This window comes from Haloterrigena gelatinilytica, assembly GCF_013342145.1.
Classification (GTDB): domain Archaea; phylum Halobacteriota; class Halobacteria; order Halobacteriales; family Natrialbaceae; genus Haloterrigena; species Haloterrigena gelatinilytica.
The window spans coordinates 1,885,493-1,900,831 of sequence record NZ_JABUQZ010000001.1; the positions used below are offsets into that span (position 1 = coordinate 1,885,493).

Consider the following 15,339-nt stretch of genomic DNA (forward strand, 5'->3'; position numbering starts at 1 on the left):
TCTAAACGGAAGTCTGAACACGGGATTCACTACTCCTAATAATATACACCCTTTAATATACCTCGTCTGGGTTCCCCAATCCTGCGGGAACCCCGGCTCCCCAGATAGGACTCTCTACTCTGCTTTGGTCTTCTGGGTACCGTCTTCGTTGGGTTCGCCGGAATCGACTGTAGCGGAACCGGATTCGGAACCCCAACTGTACTCAACTGGGTGGGTGTGGGACTGAACCGCTAAGGACTCTGCTCCGCCATCAGCTCCGAGAGTGATGGAAGACCCGTTCACGGTCACGTCCCCGGAGGACTCAACCGTGGTGTCTCCATCGGATTCGACGCTCACGTTCCCGCCGTTTGTGGTCGTGATCGACACGTCCCCATCGGCGGACAGTTCGACGTTCATCGTCCCGTCTGCCTGCATCGAGAAGTGTAGTTCGGTGTCCTCGTTGAACTTGAAGCAGAAGTCCCCTTGTGAGAGATCAGTCGGGAACTCGAACGCCGGAACCGAGATCGGCGTGTGGGCGATCCGTTCGCCGTTGACCTCCGAGACCTGCACCGTATCGCCCTCTTCGGGCACGGCGTAAGCCCCCTTCTGGAAAGTCAGGAACGGCATTTCTAACGGCTCGCGGTTCGGGCCGGTGACCACGTTCACGAGAACGCGACCGCCAGCCTCGCCAATAAATACAGAGGAGACACGTCCAAATTTAGCCATAAATCAGTCCTCCCCACGTCGAGCGCGGCGGTAGGATTTGAGGCTCTTGTAGCCCTCGTCGCTGGTCGGGCTGTAGTAGACAGCCATCGTCTTGAGGCTCTTCGGGATCGAGCTAACCTCGACGGTGATGATCCACCCCCGAGTTATCGAGAAACTGTGCTGGACACTCGTGACGATATAGGAGCCGCCGTTAGCGGCGTTGTTACAGTGGTCCTCGATGTAGTCCGCGACCATGATGATATCGCCCACGCTCATCTGGGCCAACTTCTTCTTCTGCTCCGAGGCCATCCCATTGAAGATGATATTCCCGTTGCGGTGGTTCGCCGACTCCGAGATAAGCATATTCCGGGCCGCATCCTCGAGCGAATCCAAGTCCCAGATTTTCAGGGGTTCATCGGTGGTGATGATCTTACCGGGGGCCACCTCACCGTCTTCGTCCTCGATCCACGCTTCAGCCATCGGGTAGAGTTCCTGTGATGGATCTCCCCCGTTCCAGATTTTCCCGTCGGTGTTCCCGCCGAACCAGTGGGTCTCACCGTTCACCTTCACAACCGAGACTGGGTGGTTTTTCAGTCGGACGACGTTGTACTCCTTCATACAGTACGCCTTGTCGGTCGGAAGACCGCTTACGGCGTGGCGATTCTTCGGCTTCATCGCGGGGAGACCTAACCAGAGAACGCCGTCGTTGTCCACCCACGAGGAGAAACCGAACTCGTCCTCGACCATCTTCAGGGCGGAGTTCGGAGAGATATCATCGAACTCCAGCCCCTTGTACGTGTTATGGGGCATACCGGCGTGTTTCCCGGCTCGTCCAAGGAAGTCCGCCGTAATGGCGAGACCGTCATTGATAGCCCCCTTCCAGCCGCTTCGGGCTGCGTCGGAGCCGGAACCGCTGATGGCTTCGACAATGTCCTCCTGTGCGTCCTGCTTCTCTTCTTCGAGGAGGGCGTTGTTCACGGCCTTGATCCCGGTCAGCACGTCGTAGGGGTCGTCCCGGTTCTCGAAGATGTAGTCGGTCACCTCCCCGACGTTGACCTCCCCGAAGTGTTCGCTCAAGACACCGCGCTCGAGGATCTTGCGGGCGTCATACAACCGGAGCCGTGCGTTCTCCCGGTTAATCTCCAGCGACTCTTCCGGGTAGAGATACCGATTCTGGACAGTGCCCGAAATGCGGATCTCGACCGGCTCGGCGTCCTTGGCGTTGCGGGCGATCTCCTTTCCTCCCTCATCTGGGATGGTGAGCCGAGCGTGGCTGTAACGGGTCTTCTCCGACTCCGTCGAGAGGTCGAAAACATCAAACTCCAGCCCAGATACTAAGAAGTGGACTGTCGCGCCGCCGTGTTCACAGGTCATTAGTGTTCGTGGTCGTCGTGATCGTCTTCGCCGTGACCGTCTCCCTCGTTCTTGCCGGTCGAGAGAACGTTCAGACTGTACTTGTAGAGCGGTTCTCGGTTACGAGGATCGAACGCCCGAGGGCCTTCGCACTCCCCGTCCATGACGCGGATCTCGCCGCTCCATCCGGGTGAGATGATCGTCAACGGGTAGTTGGCGTTCAGCAGGTTGCCGAACGACGGGATCTCCGACTCACGGAGAACGCCCGAGACGTGAACCTCGCGGTTCTTCGAGCCGAGGTCAGACACGTCCTCTGTGCCACAGAAGTTGTCTTCCCGGTTCAGGTTACGCGACTTCGAGATCGAGATACGTGTGGGAACGTAGGTAGGAGCGAACGTGAGACCAGAAGAGGTGATATAGAAGTCCTCCTTGTCTAACGCGCTCATTTCTCGGTTTCCTCTTCAATCGTCGTCTGTTCACGGTAGAGCGACGGGAACTCGTCCTTGAGCTTCTGGTACTCGGAGTTGCCGACGTTTCCGTAGATGTTGATTTGTGTTCCGCCTCCGCCGCCACCCATCGCGTAGGTGTCGCTGCCGCCGACAGAGGGAGCCGGGCCGGTCTTCCCGACATTGCTGACTGCCTTCATCGCGCCTTCAGCGAGGAACCCGCCCGCCACGAGAACCAGTCCAAGGCCCGTCGAGGCGAGGAAGGCCCTCCACGCCATCTTCGCGCCGTTTACCGCTGTGATCCACGAGTAGATGTGGCCGATGGAGGCCCAGATGACCTTCCCGAGATAAACAGCCCACTTGGTGAAACTGAGTCCGGTGAACCACACCCACGCCCGCCCAGCGCCGATAATGGCGGTCCTGAGCAGGTAGTATGTGGCAATCAACCGGAGCAGTCCCAAGATGAAGTCGTTGTTCAGGAAATCACTGAACCAAGCGAAGAGGTCGAAGAGAGGCCTGAAGATCGTGATGACGAACGAGGCCGCCTTCGAGACGTTGTAGAGGACAACGATGAGGTCAACGAAGATACCTGCGAGATCGGCGAACGCCGTCCAGTTCTCGTCAACTTCCTTCACGCCCCACTTGAAGACGTTTAGGAGCGCGTCACCGAGAGCGCCGCCCACGAGCATCGTAATGCGCTCGATGGGTTCCTGAAGGTCTATGATAGCCGTAATCAGGTCAGCCACCCAGTTCGCGCCTCCGTAGAGGGCGCGGGTGAACATCCCCTCGAAGGCATCAAGGCCTTCCATCGCATCCGCAATCGGCTTGATAGCGTGCGGGACAGCGTCGAGGAAGTCTTCAGTAATCGGCTGGAAGGACTGTGCAACGGGCTGGAATACCCCGAAGAGTTCCTCCTTCAGCTCCTTAATTCGGATACCCGCGTTCTTCATCGACTCCTCGATGCTGGTACCGTAGCCGAGGAGACCGAGTCCGAGGACAGCGCCTCCGGCGACCGCGAGGCCACCGAACGCCGCTGCAACCCCGATAACTGCCCCAGCAAGGGTAATCAGCATCGGGATGAGGAGAGCCACGAGGTTCATCCACTTGTGCATCGTCGGGCGCATCGCGGCCAACTTCCGACCGAAGCCCCCGATCAGGTCCATGTCGGGGATGGAACTCGCTCGGTTACGCATTGCGCCACTGAAGAAGGAAGCCCCCTTCCGGGTCGTTCGGAGAGAGCCACGGACGCCCTTCCCGACGTTCCGACCGAGGTTGCCGACCATGTTCCGGCGAGCCGACCAGCGGATCTGCTTGTCGAGTTCGCTTCGGGTCAGTCCGGGTCGGTCGGGCATCGGACCGTTCGGAACGTCCGGGCCGCGCCCAGTCGCTACGTCAGTACCCTTCTTGATGCGCCGCATGAAGTCGGTCTCGGGGTTCGAGAGTTCGATGGGCCGACCGTCCTCGCCGAAGAGGTGGCCTTCCCGCCCCATCGTGAAGTCCGTGTGCCACGCGGGGTTGCCGTCGAGGGAGAGCCGCTTTAACTGCTGGTCAACGATCTCGTTGACCGTGCGAGTAACGTCGAGTCGCCCGTTATGAGGCGTCGGTTTCAGCGCGTCTAATGCACTGCCCCCGCCACCGCCGCCCCCGACGCCGGGGACGTTCTCGTTCTTCGTGAGAATCCGGTGTACGGATTGTGTGTCCTTGGACAGCCCAGCCTTCAGCGCGAAGGCCTTTTTGTGTCCTTTGACGTTGATATCGAGGGTCGTCTTGATCTTCTTCTCGAGGGCTTCGAGTTGAGCCTTGACCTCCTCGATATCGCCACCGTCGTCAATGTCGAGTGTGACCGACAGTTTCTTGCCGTCGATTCGGTCGAGTTGCTTTTCGAGTTTCTTGAGGTCGTCACTGAACTGGTCGATTATCTCGACAGCAACCTCTACCGGGTCTGAACTTGCCATTTAGAACTGTCAGTCGTCTTTGTGTTCGTTTGTGTAGACTACCGTTTCGCCGCGACCGCCGCCGCGTGGAGCCTTCATCTGATTCACCGGGCCGGTGTCAACCTGCCCAGCGCCGTCCGGACTATTCGCTTCCTCGTGCTGACGCTCTATTTCTTTCAAGAGAACCATCCGCTGGAAGGGAGTCAGATCGGCCTGTGTCGGAGCGAGGGGGATTCCGGCCTCGCTACTGAGAGCCAGCACGCCGCTGGCCGCCCCGGCTTCCACGAAACTTGGTCGCGTCTCGCACATCACCCGCAATTTCGAGCGCCTTCCCGCCGAGTTCGACCGAGTAGCCACCGACCATCATGGAGACCATCTGCTCGGCCTCGTCGCGGTCGTGTTCGATGAACTCGCCGTCGCCGTCGTAGGAGCCGACGAGGGCGTTGATCGCGGCCTTCTGCATCGTCGCAACGAAGGCCCCGTCCATCTGGGAAATGTCGATGGAGTCCTCGCCTGCCTCTTCGGCGGCCTCCTTAGCCTCCTCAACGGCGTCGATAGCGTCTTCCTCGTCCATGTTGAGGTGGGCCTTCAGGAACGCCGCAATCGGCAGGAACTCCTCGTCCTTCATCGGGCGAAGAACAGCAGTAACGTCCTCGCCGAACATCTCGAAGTCGTAGTCCTCGCGGTATCGGTCGCCGCGAACGCACATATCGAATAACTTGGAAGTAGGCTTGTCAGATTCGCTCATAGGTAATTAGGTGAAATTGTAAGGGGTGTTCTGGGGCGGTGCTACTCGGCGGCTTCAGCGTCGCCGTCTTCGGTCGCGTCCGAAGGATCGGCGTCCTTGTCCCCGCCAATCGACTTGCTCATGGCGATGAACTCGTAGGAGGTCTCGACCGTTTCACCGGAGTTGACCTCGTAGCCCTCGCTCGTGACGAGGATATCGTAGAAGGCCGTCTCCCCGCCGTCGAGGTGGGTGATGGTGATGGAGCCGAGAACCTGCGGGATACCGTTATCATCGAAGAAGGCGGTGTCCAAGTCCTGCCGGTTGCCCTTGCAGGACATAGAGCCTTCATACGAGACCTGATTGATGGCGTAGCCATCGGGGAGGGTCTGACCGGACCCGTAGATAGTCTCGATATCGACGTTCTTCGTGACGGACAGCGATTCAACAACGACTTCAGGGAAGTCCTCACCGACCGACACAACAATGTCAGCGGCGCTTTCTTTGCGAGAAACCATGTTAAGAGAGAGAAATTAATCAGCGAGCGAGAGTCGCAGAAGGGGCCTTACGCGACAGCCCCAGCGGTGACCGTCGCGTTGATGTTGCGGAGCGGGTTGATGGTGGAGACTCCCACGTCCACGGACGCGGTCATCGCATCAACCGGCTCGACGGTGACGACGTAGGCGGTGATGGCGTTCATGTCCATCAGGCCGCCCAGCCGGGCCACGATGTTCGAGCGGAGAGAGTTGCGGGCCGCCTGCGTGTGCAGTTCACCGATGTACTTCTCCGAGACCTCGTTCGTGATCTCGGTGACATAGTCGATGATGAGCCGGTGAAGCACCTGCCGCATGGCGTCTTCCTCGGTGTTGTCGTCGGCAACGCAGGTCAGGTCTTCAACAATGCGAGCGCCCCGGCTGTCGTTCGCCACCGGGACGACCTTCTTGACGATGAGCGATTCCTGCTCGGACTTCGCCAGCGTCTCCGAGAGGCGGTTCTGCGTCTGGAGGCGCTTGAACATCGGGCTGTTGTTGATGCCCAGCGCGGCACGGAGGCCGAGGTAGGAGCCAACAATCGACTCGCCAGCCGCGTTCCGGCTCGGGTAGAGCAACTGGATGCGGCTGGAATCGTAGGAGTTGGTGAACCCGCCCTTGTCCGTGATGTGGGAGGCCGCACCTGCGACCGCGACGGCGAAGTTGTAGTTGGCCGCCATCCGCAGGGCCGCGTCATGGGCCGCCTGAACGACCGCGTCGGTCTCCGTCAGGATACCGATGAAGTCCACAACCTCGGCGCGGTCGGCCTCGATGGTCGCAACCGCCGAGGCGTAGTCGTAGTGGGAGTACGTCGCGTTCCCGCTGGTCGGGACAGCGTCGTGTGCGTAGTCCCCGGTAACGGGGTTGTACGCGGTCTGCCCAGCGTCGAGATCGGCGTCGGCGGGGTCGGTGAAGACACGAACGGTCTCCTGAGCCTCGCCGTCGATCTCGAAGGTCACCTCGTCGGCGTCCTCCGAGACGGGGGTGCTGGCGAGGGTGCCGGTCTGGGCCGACACGTCCTCGTCAATGACCTCCGCGCCCTCGGCGGCGACGGCGTAGACGGGATACGCGCCCTCGGTGAGCGCGTCCACGATGTTCTCCGCAAGGGGAGAGCCAGCACCGAAGAGTTCGCGGGCCTTTACCGGCGTCCGAACCGAGTGGACCGTGTTCGCCGATGCGGTGCCGCTGGTGAGGTCGGCCTGTCCGACCAGACTGATCTGGGCGGAAGCGCCAACGTTGATACCTGCACTGGTAGCCGATTCAACCGAAGTAGAGACTCCGGGTAGGGTAGAATTGCCAATCTGAACCATGTTAGAGTAGAGAGAAATCTGTTAGGGGGGCGAAGCGTCCCGAGAAGGGGCCTTACTCCGCGTCGATGTTTTGCTGGGCCGTACCCAGCGAATCCGCGTCCCGCGTCACCCGCTTGAGATACTTGAAGCGGATGACCTTCCCGCCCTCGTACCAGTCCGGCTCGACCACCGGGTTCGACCGGGGTTCGGCCCCACCGACTCGCCACTCGGCGGTGTCGGCGTGGAAGAGGTCGGAATCGTATTCATACGGCAGGAAGGCGTCGTCTATCGCGCCGAGGAGCGAATCGCGTTCACTTTCCTCGTAGCTTCGGACAACGCAGTCGGCAACGAACTCGTTGTACTGATGGAACTCTCGTCCGGTGGCAGTGCCGTCGGAGTCACGGATGAAATCAGCAAACGGGTTCGCGCCGTTTTCGTCCTGAAGACGGGAAGACCGCCAGCGGACGATCACGTAAGGGGGCTTGCTGTTTTCGTCCCCACCGTCAGTCCGCGCCCCCACATCGGCAGGAAGCGCAGCGTTCAGGTCGGACAAAAACTGCTGTATGACTTCTTGTTCGTTCACAGTCGTCGTAGCTCCGAAGAGATAGAGTCCGCCGTCTCGTCGTCGGCGTTGCGTTCTGCCCACCGCTGGGCGTGTTCCATGTAGCCAATCCCCTCAAGCCCTTCCCGCTTGATCTTGTCCTGTAACCAGAACGCGAGATAGACGTAAGTTGGATGCCACTGATCGAGGTCTGCCATCGGGAGAGTAGAAGGGGGGTTATTCGTCGTTCAGTTCGTATCGGTCGGCCCAGCCCTCGCGGACACAGGACACCCCGGCCTGCTCGAGCCGATCTTCGTGTGGGGTCTCGTTCGGTTCGATGACCGTATCCATCGTCGGGTAGACCGCCCCGTCTTCGGCGACCCACCGCGTCGGGGCGCTTTCCGATACCTCCGTCGCCTCCATGTCGATCATGGCGTCGATGAAGACCGCATCGGGGTGAGACTCGTCCACCCAGTAATCGAGCGGGTCACACGTTGCCCACCCGATCTCGTCGCCATCAGCGTCGTACAGGCGGAGAGTCCATGTCATACGTTGTACCCAAGTCCGCGTAAGATGTTAGCCGCTTCGGGAATCGGCTCCCAGTGTTCGAGCCACTCCTCGAGCAACCACGGGTAGTGCTGATCGAGGGATCGAAGCCGGGCCTCGAACTTGTAGCTCGAGTGCGTCGGGTCGTCGGTCATCAACAACTGGGTGATAGTCGAAATCGTTTCGTGGCCGTACTTCACCGAGTAGGCCCGTTCCATGAACCGAAGGTGGTTCTCGGGAATCCGGCTCCCCGAACTCCGGTACTCTTCTTGCGCCCAGACCGTCTGCTTCCACCACGCCCGGTTGACGGCCTCCACGAGCCGGTCAGTCGTTCCCGCCGAACTGGTCTCCCAGCCGGGGAAGTTACCAGCGCCGCCGTGAATCTCGTCGTAGGTGTATTCGTTCCACCGGGTGAACCCGATGGGAGCGCCACGACTTCCCGATGAAGCGTCACCGAAGACCATCTGCGCCGCGTGGGGAACCTTCGCGGATGCTTCCTGTTGAAGACCACTTCTACCGAAGTCGTAGTCCTCGATCACGATGTACTCCGCAGCCTTCCGACCGAACGCGGTCTCCGTCCCCGCCGAGTAGGCCCGTGGTCCCATCTCGTACTGCCGAGAGTGGAGGACCGCGTGGGCGAACTCGTGTGAGAGGGTGTCCTTGTAGGGCTTGAGCGTCTTGGTGATCTCGGATTTGACCTGCTTGAGATCGCTTTCCTCGAGAATCGCCAAGTCCCACTGGCCGTAGTCTTTCGGCTCAATCGACCCTAACCGGAAGGCGACCGCCCGCCCACTGGCGTTTCGCTCGATGGGGTTCTGTACGGCCTTGATCGAACCGAGCATCAAGAGCGTATCCTTCTCGAGCGTCAGGTCTTTCGACCGGGGGAACATCTCGTTGAAGTAGTAATCCTTCGCCCAGTCCAACCGGGCTTGGGTGAGGTTCGCCCGCTGGGTGATCCGGTTGTCCCAGTAGTCCTCAATGGACTGCATCTGCTCGCCTCGAGACAGGTTCTTCCAGCGTTCCCCGGCGACGAGCCGGTTGTTCCGTCGCTGGTTAGCGTAGATCCACCCCGAGCCTCCATTGAGGCCGGTGAACGTGACGTGGACGCGGTCGTACTTGAAGTCGTCAACGGTGGCTTCCCGGTACTCGCCGTGGTTAACGTCCCAGACGGCCACTCGCTGGCCGTAGAACGTCCGGCGAATATCGAACGGGTCGTCCTCGTTGATCTTGAACCACGAATCCTCAACGAAGTTGGGGAGCGGCTTCGGCTCCCAGTCAACGACGAGTTCCCGCTCGATGAAGTGCAGATCGTCGTCGTAATCGACCTCAATGTGATCGTCGCCGTGGAGGGGATCGGAAACGACGCCCGTGTAGGTGTCGTCGCCGAAGACCCACTCAACGGTGTCTCCTTTCTTGAGGTTGGAGAGATCGGGGTCGTCGGGATCAAGGTCGTCGGGAGCGAAGCCCCCGAAGTCGTCCGGGTGGTACCGCCGCCCGTAAACGTCGATGAAGTATTCGTCGTATTCATCGAACTTCTCGAACTCGGCGTAGTCCCAAGCTCGGTTACTCCGAGCGAAGAAGGACTCGCCGGGTTTGATATCATCGGGCGACCGGCGTGTGATCCCACCAGAGCCACCAGATTCACCCGAAATCGCGTCGGCACTGGCTTGCGTCCTATCACCCTCGGGGGTGGCAAAACGCTTCCCAGTGCCGCTCGTGGCCCCGTGGTGCTTGTCGTAGCCGTCGTAGTCTCCGGGGAGTACGAAGTTCTCACCGCCGCCGATCTCCCACGGATCGAACTCCGTGTCCGGCGTGAAGTGATCGCGTACCCACGGAAGCAGGTTGTCGATGGGCGGGCCGCGAGCGCCGAAGGCTCCGGGGGCGACCCCCGTTTCCATCGGCCCTGCTGCCTCGTCATCGTTCCAGACGCGAGCGGTGTCCCCGTCGGACTTCGTCTTGAAGCCCCCGACGAGGTCTCCTTCCCAGATACCGTAGCTGTCAGAAGCGTCCTTGCGGATTATCTCTTCTTGGGCCTCTTCCCTGAGGCGCTTGGCGAGCTTCTTCGCGGCTTTCCGAGATCCGCGGTTTATCGCTTTACGGATATCTTTGGGGACGCCGTTATCGTCAACGCCCACTCTAACGCGGATCTTGCCCATTTACGGAAGGAGAGGTCAGTTTACGACCGTGGTTGAGGCCTCCAGATGGGTGGGATACACCGTGATAGCGTCCACCTCGTAGAGTGATCCGTCGGGGAACTCTACCCGGAAGCCCTCTTCTACAGCCGAGTCGTCCCGTAGCGTCAGCATCGGGGACTCTGTTCGGTACCGGCCCCCGGAGTGACGCGCCTGACTCGGGCGGTCGCTTCGGGTGTAGGTACGGACGACTCGCTCTTCGGCCACCGCGTTCCAGCCGACAGGCTCCTCGAGCTTTCCGTAGCCGTTGCGGATCTGTACTCCGGGTTCCTTGATCGTGCAGGAAGTGCCGAGCCTGTGGATGGCGAGCCGGGCTTGTCGTCGCTGTGCCGGTAGAATCATCAGTTCTCGAAGTTGTAGGTGCGGTCTGCTCGCTGGATGCGGACGTGTCCGATAAGGGACGTTCCGCGCAGAGCGTCGAGCCGCCGGTCGAGGTTGTTCAACCAGAACCCGGCCTGCTCGTCCATCGCCTGATGGCTGACTTGCAGTTCGGAAATCGAGAAGTTGGGAGCGTCAAGCTCTCCGATCTTGGCCTTCAGAAAGAGACACGTCAACCAGAAGAGCGCCCGTTCGGCGTCGAGGTTCCCGCCGTAAAAGTCGATATCAGATTGCCCGACTTGAGCGCGGAGTTCCGTCTTCGCCAACTCGATAATCGAAAGGAGGTCGCCGTCAGCGATGAGTCCCGCATCGTAGTCCGTCAGAACACGGACTTCAGCCGCTAAGGTCTCGTCATCGACGGCCATCTAAACCTCCGATCAGGCGAGGTTGTCGATGGTGACCTTCGCGCCCGAGAGCGGGTCGGCCATCTTCGCGCCGAAGCGCATCGAGCCGTAGGCACCGAGGAGGGCCGCCGGGTCACCGAAGGAGCCGCCAGCACCGCCGATGGGTGCGCCCGTGTTGTCCGTCAGTTCGACGGGGCGGACGTAGTTCGTCTTGATGGGCTGGTCGTCGGGGAGGACGTAAACGTCCATCTCCTCGTCGCCGTTCAGCCACGCCGTCTGGACAAAGCGAACGCCGTCCTCGACCAGCGTGGTCTCGGGGAGGGCACCCTCGCGCAGACCCTCGGCTTCGGGGATGTGGTAGTTCATCCCGTCCTTGCGCTCGCCGACCATCTCGCCAGCGACCTCGTGGGAGACGAGGGCGACCGACGGGCGGTAGCCGTGTTCGCGGAGGGTCTTGTTGATCTCGCGGATGTGTTCCGCGACGGTGTGGGCGTCCGTGTCGCCGAAGAGGGCTTCGGTGGACTCGAACGTGTGGTTGTGGGTGTCCGAGAAGGACTGGCCCGCGTAGGGCTGCGGGGTGTACCAGAGCTTGGTGCCGTCCGCGATGCCGTTCTTCAGCACCTCGAACAGAACCTCGAACTCCTTGTTGTCAGCGCCCTTGACGAGTTCTTGGAACTCGGCGCGGAGGATTTCGCTGGGGTTGTCCTCGATGAACTCGCGGGAGTAGCCGAGCGAGCGTTCGTAGGACTTGACCGAGAAGGCCATCTGTTCGCTCGAGAGGGTGCCCGTTCGGGCGTGTTCCATCTCGGCGGCCTCCTTCCACGTCATGTCCCCAGTGCGGGTCATGAACGTGCGGCTCGAGACCTCCTGCGTGAAGTTAGACAGGAAAGAGCGGGGGGCCTCGCGGTAGGTCTCGATCAGCTCGAGGCCGTAGCCGAGAAGGTCAGATAGGGGAACGTCGTCCTTGGTCGTCAGTTCGCGTTGTCGGGAGGGGTTAACCATTTTAGAATACCTATAAGATTTTAGAGAAGACTACGCAGCCCCGATCAGGCGACCGTGTAGTCGTAGTTGATGTTCAGGAAGAGGGCGTTGCCGTCCTCGATGGCGACACCGACGACCTGCCGGAGTTCGCCCGAGGCGTCCGCAGGCTCGTCCTGCGTGTAGCCGCCGCCGACGCCGAGGAAGACGGGTTCTCCGGGGGTGAAGTCCCAGTCCTCGTCGGCGTTCTCAACGATAACGCCGTGGTTGATGAACGCGATGCGGTCGCGGCCAACCAGACTGCGCTCGCTCTCGACAACCGAGCGAACGGTGTCGGGGGCGCTGTCGTAGTTCGAGAGATCGTCGGTTGGGGCAGCAGCGATGCCGACAGCCGAGACGGGGTCTGCGGAGTCAGCGTCGGCGGTAACAACGTCACCGTCCGAGTTGAGACCGACGAGGTCGGCCTCTTCAACGATGGCCTGTGCGAGACCACCATCGCGGTTGATAGGCTGTTCGGCACCAGTAGCAATACGTGCGTGAACCATTAGTAGAGAGAGAAAGTGTTAGAAGTCTGCTCAGAGTCCGAGCAGTCGGGAAACGTCGTCCTCCGCCTGTGCGGAGAAGGCGCTCTTGTCAGAGTCGCTGGGGACGCGGCCCTTCTCGGGGCGCTCCGAGAAGCGGGTCTCGTCGTCCTCGTCCTCGCCTTCGACCTCGTCGGCCTCCGGCTCGCTGAACTCGGCCTCCTCGGCCTCGCCAGCCATCTCGATGGTCTCCACGAGCGAGAACCGCTCAACGATGACCTCCGTTTCGAGGTGGGTGTAGTCGCTGGCCTTCTCGGCGAAGTAGGTCTGGGCCGTCTCGAGATCGCCCTCAAGGGCCTCGACCTTCTCGCTGTATTCGGCAACGTCGTCTTCGAGGTCGCCGTAGGCCGTGATGTTCTCCGCGTGCTTCTCCATGAACTCATCGAGGGTGGAGCGAAGTTCGCCCTCGTCCATGTCCTCGATATCCTTGGTGAGACTGAACTCGTGCATGATAGATTAGAGAGATTTAGTCGATTCGGTAGGGCCGGGTGAGCAGACAACTCTCTCCCCAGTTGGACTCATCGGGGGTCATAAAGTCGTCAACAGACCGGCTGAACTGCGGGGACAGGCCGCCGTTGTCGTAGCCTGCCGGGAACGGCGTCAGGGAGAACTCCTGAAGCCGAGCGTCTTTGAACTCGGGCTTGTCGTCCGGGTCATTCGACCGCTCCACCTTGATGGAACGGAAGTCGAACCCGACCGATCCGTCCGAGATCGCGGGCGGGTCGTGGGTGAAGTCAGCAATGGTGTCCGTGCGGATTTGGCTCCCCGTATTCGGGATGTGAGCCATAACGCGCAGGAAGCCATCGCTGAACTTGATGTTCTCCGGCTCGATCCAGCCGACGTTAGCCCGCTGGGAGTGGGAGTGGTCGTACTGAAGCGGTAGCCGATCACCGTACTGGTGAGAGGCTACACGCCGCAGGAACGAGTCGGTCACACGGATGCCCTTACGCTCGCCGGGTTCCATCGCTGCAAAGATTACGTCGATGGAGCCATCGTCGTGTTCTCGGACGCCGTATTCGTTGAAGTCGTCTTCCTCGCTAACGATGACAGACGGGGCGCTGAACTGGATATTCCAGCCGTAGCCCTCGTCACCGTCTTGTGGGGCGTCTTGTGCGGTACTCATTTGAAGTGAAATATTGCGTGGATTTTCCCGAGGACAGCAACGATAAACGAAGAGAGGCCGAACGTTATTCCCGCGAGAACGGTAGTGTTCCGGGTTACCCGCTGATCGAGGTCGTCAATAACCTCGTCTTGGGATTCTACCCGGCCATCAATTCGTTCTACGCGAGCGTCCATGCGCTCCGTCCGCTCGTCGAGCCGCCACAGGATTTCGTCACGCTCGCGGTCGTCCATGATTCATTAGTCGTTCGAGATATCCTGCTTCGGGCGAGAGTTCCCGCCGGAAGAGTCCCGTTCGGGGTTCTGTCGAGTCTTGACCTCTTCGCCGCTCGAACGCGCACCGCCACCCGTATCGGATGGGCGACCGCCTGCGGAGTTCTGAACGTCGTCGCCCTTACCAGCGAGTTGCTGAATAATGTCGATGTGTTCGTCCAGTTCCCCGTCTTGGGGCATCTCGGTTTCAGGGTCGATGCCTACGCGCTTGGCGGCGGCTTCACGAGAGAGTAAGCCATTGTTGACAAGTTTGATCGCCATGTCCGCGTCCAGCCGCTCTTCCTCGCTGGAGTGCTGGCCGAACTCGAACTCTGGGGGCAGGACTCCCGCCTCTCCCGGTTCACTGTCACCAGCGAGGATCGAGACGAAAATCTGGTGCCGGACAGCGTCCCGAATCTTCGACCGATACCGCTGGATGCGGCGGTCGAACTTCGGCATCATGGCGACGGCCTCGTTCCGGCCACCATCGGAGTCGATGTTCCCGAGGAAGGCAGGAAGGCCGAGCGCCGTGTAGATGCGCTTCAGGAGATGCTGGAAGGTGCCTTCCAGTTTCATGGCCCCTTGGTCGGACGAGGTCGAGGTGACCCCGACGACCGAGTGGTCAACATCGTGGCCGACTGCCAGCATCGACTCCGGCTCGATATCCTGAATCGTGTTGAGCCAAGTGTCGATCTGGTCCTGTGACCACGGACGATCTTCCGACCCGAGTTGCCACAGAATCGGCGGGTAAGCCTTCGTGGCAATGAACCGGGCCATGTCGATCTCCATGTCACGGAGCATATCGGCCTGCTCTTCACACGCCTCAATGAGCGAGCGTCCGAAGTCCTCGCCGGGGTGTCGGTGGAACCGAAGCACCGCAAGGTCGTAAGCCTCGAACTCGATCTCGTCGCCGTCCTCTGTCTCGAGGATGTACCCGGTCTCCTTCCCAAACTCGTCGGTCTGGATAGAGACCATCTCGGTTGGGAGAATCTTCGGGCGGAATACGTCGTTCTCGACAACGAGTTCCATGAAGGCCGTCCCGTCGATGAGAGCGTGTTTCACCCACATATCGTAGGCGTCCTCCCACGTCGGGGACATGGCGAAGAGGAGTCGGAGATCGGAGACCTCGGTGTCCTCGTCGGTCTGCTCTTCATCGACGCCGATCACGTTGAACGGCTCGATGTTCCAGCCGGAGCCGATGAGATAGTCAACGAAAGTCTCGATGCCCTCCTTGATGTGAGGGTCAGTATCCGCCACGAGGCGGTTTTCCTGAATCTTCGCCGTCGGCGGCTCTGACGGGCGCGGCTCGCTACCCGACCCCTGCCGTTGCTTGATAACGGCCTTCGGGGCATCGAGTGCGAAGGTGGCCTGCTCGCGGCTTACGCCATCGAGTTCGCCAGCCGCCGCTCGGCGGAGAATTTCGTTTTTAACGTTTCCCATCGGTGAAT

Annotated in this window: 19 protein-coding genes; all 19 read right to left on the minus strand. The window is 60.6% G+C overall.

The features are described 5' to 3' along the window. Positions 1 to 114: 114 nt before the first annotated feature. Positions 115 to 705 carry a hypothetical protein gene (locus HTZ84_RS09485; protein ID WP_174680448.1) on the minus strand — a complete coding sequence of 197 codons (591 nt, stop codon included), beginning with the start codon at positions 703 to 705 and terminating at the stop codon, positions 115 to 117. Between the two features lie 3 nt (positions 706 to 708). Continuing rightward, complete coding sequence (locus tag HTZ84_RS09490) at positions 709 to 2,058, minus strand: hypothetical protein (protein ID WP_174680449.1); 1,350 nt, start codon at positions 2,056 to 2,058, stop codon at positions 709 to 711. Next, positions 2,058 to 2,483: a hypothetical protein gene (locus HTZ84_RS09495; RefSeq protein WP_174680450.1), complete on the minus strand. Its 426-nt coding sequence runs from the start codon at positions 2,481 to 2,483 to the stop codon at positions 2,058 to 2,060. The genes HTZ84_RS09490 and HTZ84_RS09495 overlap by 1 nt, the downstream gene beginning before the upstream one ends. Further along, positions 2,480 to 4,438: a hypothetical protein gene (locus HTZ84_RS09500; RefSeq protein ID WP_174680451.1), complete on the minus strand. Its 1,959-nt coding sequence runs from the start codon at positions 4,436 to 4,438 to the stop codon at positions 2,480 to 2,482. The genes HTZ84_RS09495 and HTZ84_RS09500 overlap by 4 nt, the downstream gene beginning before the upstream one ends. Before the next feature lie 223 nt (positions 4,439 to 4,661). After that, on the minus strand, positions 4,662 to 5,165 hold the full coding sequence (locus HTZ84_RS09505; RefSeq protein ID WP_174680452.1) for a hypothetical protein: 504 nt from the start codon (positions 5,163 to 5,165) through the stop codon (positions 4,662 to 4,664). Between the two features lie 41 nt (positions 5,166 to 5,206). After that, the gene (locus HTZ84_RS09510; RefSeq protein ID WP_174680453.1) at positions 5,207 to 5,659 is read right to left on the minus strand and encodes a hypothetical protein; all 453 of its coding nucleotides are present in this window, start codon (positions 5,657 to 5,659) and stop codon (positions 5,207 to 5,209) included. A 47-nt stretch (positions 5,660 to 5,706) separates the two neighbouring features. Continuing rightward, positions 5,707 to 6,762 (minus strand): hypothetical protein, encoded by a 1,056-nt coding sequence (locus HTZ84_RS09515; protein WP_174680454.1) that lies wholly within the window; start codon positions 6,760 to 6,762, stop codon positions 5,707 to 5,709. Positions 6,763 to 7,033: 271 nt separating this feature from the next. Then, positions 7,034 to 7,543, minus strand: coding sequence for a hypothetical protein (locus tag HTZ84_RS09520; protein ID WP_174680455.1), 510 nt, complete (start codon positions 7,541 to 7,543; stop codon positions 7,034 to 7,036). Next, on the minus strand, positions 7,540 to 7,719 hold the full coding sequence (locus tag HTZ84_RS09525; protein ID WP_174680456.1) for a hypothetical protein: 180 nt from the start codon (positions 7,717 to 7,719) through the stop codon (positions 7,540 to 7,542). Before HTZ84_RS09525 ends, HTZ84_RS09520 begins: the two co-directional genes overlap by 4 nt. Before the next feature lie 19 nt (positions 7,720 to 7,738). Further along, positions 7,739 to 8,050, minus strand: coding sequence for a hypothetical protein (locus HTZ84_RS09530; RefSeq protein WP_174680457.1), 312 nt, complete (start codon positions 8,048 to 8,050; stop codon positions 7,739 to 7,741). Next, on the minus strand, positions 8,047 to 10,203 hold the full coding sequence (locus HTZ84_RS09535) for a hypothetical protein (RefSeq protein ID WP_174680458.1): 2,157 nt from the start codon (positions 10,201 to 10,203) through the stop codon (positions 8,047 to 8,049). The genes HTZ84_RS09530 and HTZ84_RS09535 overlap by 4 nt, the downstream gene beginning before the upstream one ends. Before the next feature lie 15 nt (positions 10,204 to 10,218). After that, positions 10,219 to 10,581, minus strand: coding sequence for a hypothetical protein (locus HTZ84_RS09540; RefSeq protein ID WP_174680459.1), 363 nt, complete (start codon positions 10,579 to 10,581; stop codon positions 10,219 to 10,221). After that, complete coding sequence (locus HTZ84_RS09545) at positions 10,581 to 10,982, minus strand: hypothetical protein (RefSeq protein WP_174680460.1); 402 nt, start codon at positions 10,980 to 10,982, stop codon at positions 10,581 to 10,583. Before HTZ84_RS09545 ends, HTZ84_RS09540 begins: the two co-directional genes overlap by 1 nt. Before the next feature lie 12 nt (positions 10,983 to 10,994). Beyond that, positions 10,995 to 11,963: a hypothetical protein gene (locus HTZ84_RS09550; RefSeq protein ID WP_174680461.1), complete on the minus strand. Its 969-nt coding sequence runs from the start codon at positions 11,961 to 11,963 to the stop codon at positions 10,995 to 10,997. 44 nt (positions 11,964 to 12,007) lie between these two features. Beyond that, a complete protein-coding gene (locus HTZ84_RS09555; RefSeq protein WP_174680462.1) occupies positions 12,008 to 12,484 on the minus strand; it encodes a hypothetical protein in 477 nt (158 codons plus the stop codon). Positions 12,485 to 12,514: 30 nt separating this feature from the next. After that, on the minus strand, positions 12,515 to 12,970 hold the full coding sequence (locus tag HTZ84_RS09560) for a hypothetical protein (RefSeq protein ID WP_174680463.1): 456 nt from the start codon (positions 12,968 to 12,970) through the stop codon (positions 12,515 to 12,517). Positions 12,971 to 12,986: 16 nt separating this feature from the next. Next, a complete protein-coding gene (locus tag HTZ84_RS09565; RefSeq protein WP_174680464.1) occupies positions 12,987 to 13,643 on the minus strand; it encodes a hypothetical protein in 657 nt (218 codons plus the stop codon). Continuing rightward, entirely contained in the window at positions 13,640 to 13,873 is a 234-nt protein-coding gene (locus HTZ84_RS09570; protein ID WP_174680465.1) for a hypothetical protein, read from the minus strand. Before HTZ84_RS09570 ends, HTZ84_RS09565 begins: the two co-directional genes overlap by 4 nt. Positions 13,874 to 13,879: 6 nt before the next feature. Further along, the gene (locus HTZ84_RS09575) at positions 13,880 to 15,331 is read right to left on the minus strand and encodes a phage portal protein (protein ID WP_217468209.1); all 1,452 of its coding nucleotides are present in this window, start codon (positions 15,329 to 15,331) and stop codon (positions 13,880 to 13,882) included. Positions 15,332 to 15,339 lie beyond the last annotated feature (8 nt).

What these genes read in the sequence shown, in the direction of transcription:
- HTZ84_RS09485 (WP_174680448.1), bottom strand. Translation starts at nt 705, where the DNA reads ATGGCTAAATTTGGACGTGTCTCCTCTGTATTTATTGGCGAGGCTGGC.
- HTZ84_RS09490 (WP_174680449.1), bottom strand. Translation starts at nt 2,058, where the DNA reads ATGACCTGTGAACACGGCGGCGCGACAGTCCACTTCTTAGTATCTGGG.
- HTZ84_RS09495 (WP_174680450.1), bottom strand. Translation starts at nt 2,483, where the DNA reads ATGAGCGCGTTAGACAAGGAGGACTTCTATATCACCTCTTCTGGTCTC.
- HTZ84_RS09500 (WP_174680451.1), bottom strand. Translation starts at nt 4,438, where the DNA reads ATGGCAAGTTCAGACCCGGTAGAGGTTGCTGTCGAGATAATCGACCAG.
- HTZ84_RS09505 (WP_174680452.1), bottom strand. Translation starts at nt 5,165, where the DNA reads ATGAGCGAATCTGACAAGCCTACTTCCAAGTTATTCGATATGTGCGTT.
- HTZ84_RS09510 (WP_174680453.1), bottom strand. Translation starts at nt 5,659, where the DNA reads ATGGTTTCTCGCAAAGAAAGCGCCGCTGACATTGTTGTGTCGGTCGGT.
- HTZ84_RS09525 (WP_174680456.1), bottom strand. Translation starts at nt 7,719, where the DNA reads ATGGCAGACCTCGATCAGTGGCATCCAACTTACGTCTATCTCGCGTTC.
- HTZ84_RS09530 (WP_174680457.1), bottom strand. Translation starts at nt 8,050, where the DNA reads ATGACATGGACTCTCCGCCTGTACGACGCTGATGGCGACGAGATCGGG.
- HTZ84_RS09535 (WP_174680458.1), bottom strand. Translation starts at nt 10,203, where the DNA reads ATGGGCAAGATCCGCGTTAGAGTGGGCGTTGACGATAACGGCGTCCCC.
- HTZ84_RS09540 (WP_174680459.1), bottom strand. Translation starts at nt 10,581, where the DNA reads ATGATTCTACCGGCACAGCGACGACAAGCCCGGCTCGCCATCCACAGG.
- HTZ84_RS09545 (WP_174680460.1), bottom strand. Translation starts at nt 10,982, where the DNA reads ATGGCCGTCGATGACGAGACCTTAGCGGCTGAAGTCCGTGTTCTGACG.
- HTZ84_RS09550 (WP_174680461.1), bottom strand. Translation starts at nt 11,963, where the DNA reads ATGGTTAACCCCTCCCGACAACGCGAACTGACGACCAAGGACGACGTT.
- HTZ84_RS09555 (WP_174680462.1), bottom strand. Translation starts at nt 12,484, where the DNA reads ATGGTTCACGCACGTATTGCTACTGGTGCCGAACAGCCTATCAACCGC.
- HTZ84_RS09560 (WP_174680463.1), bottom strand. Translation starts at nt 12,970, where the DNA reads ATGCACGAGTTCAGTCTCACCAAGGATATCGAGGACATGGACGAGGGC.
- HTZ84_RS09565 (WP_174680464.1), bottom strand. Translation starts at nt 13,643, where the DNA reads ATGAGTACCGCACAAGACGCCCCACAAGACGGTGACGAGGGCTACGGC.
- HTZ84_RS09570 (WP_174680465.1), bottom strand. Translation starts at nt 13,873, where the DNA reads ATGGACGACCGCGAGCGTGACGAAATCCTGTGGCGGCTCGACGAGCGG.
- HTZ84_RS09575 (WP_217468209.1), bottom strand. Translation starts at nt 15,331, where the DNA reads ATGGGAAACGTTAAAAACGAAATTCTCCGCCGAGCGGCGGCTGGCGAA.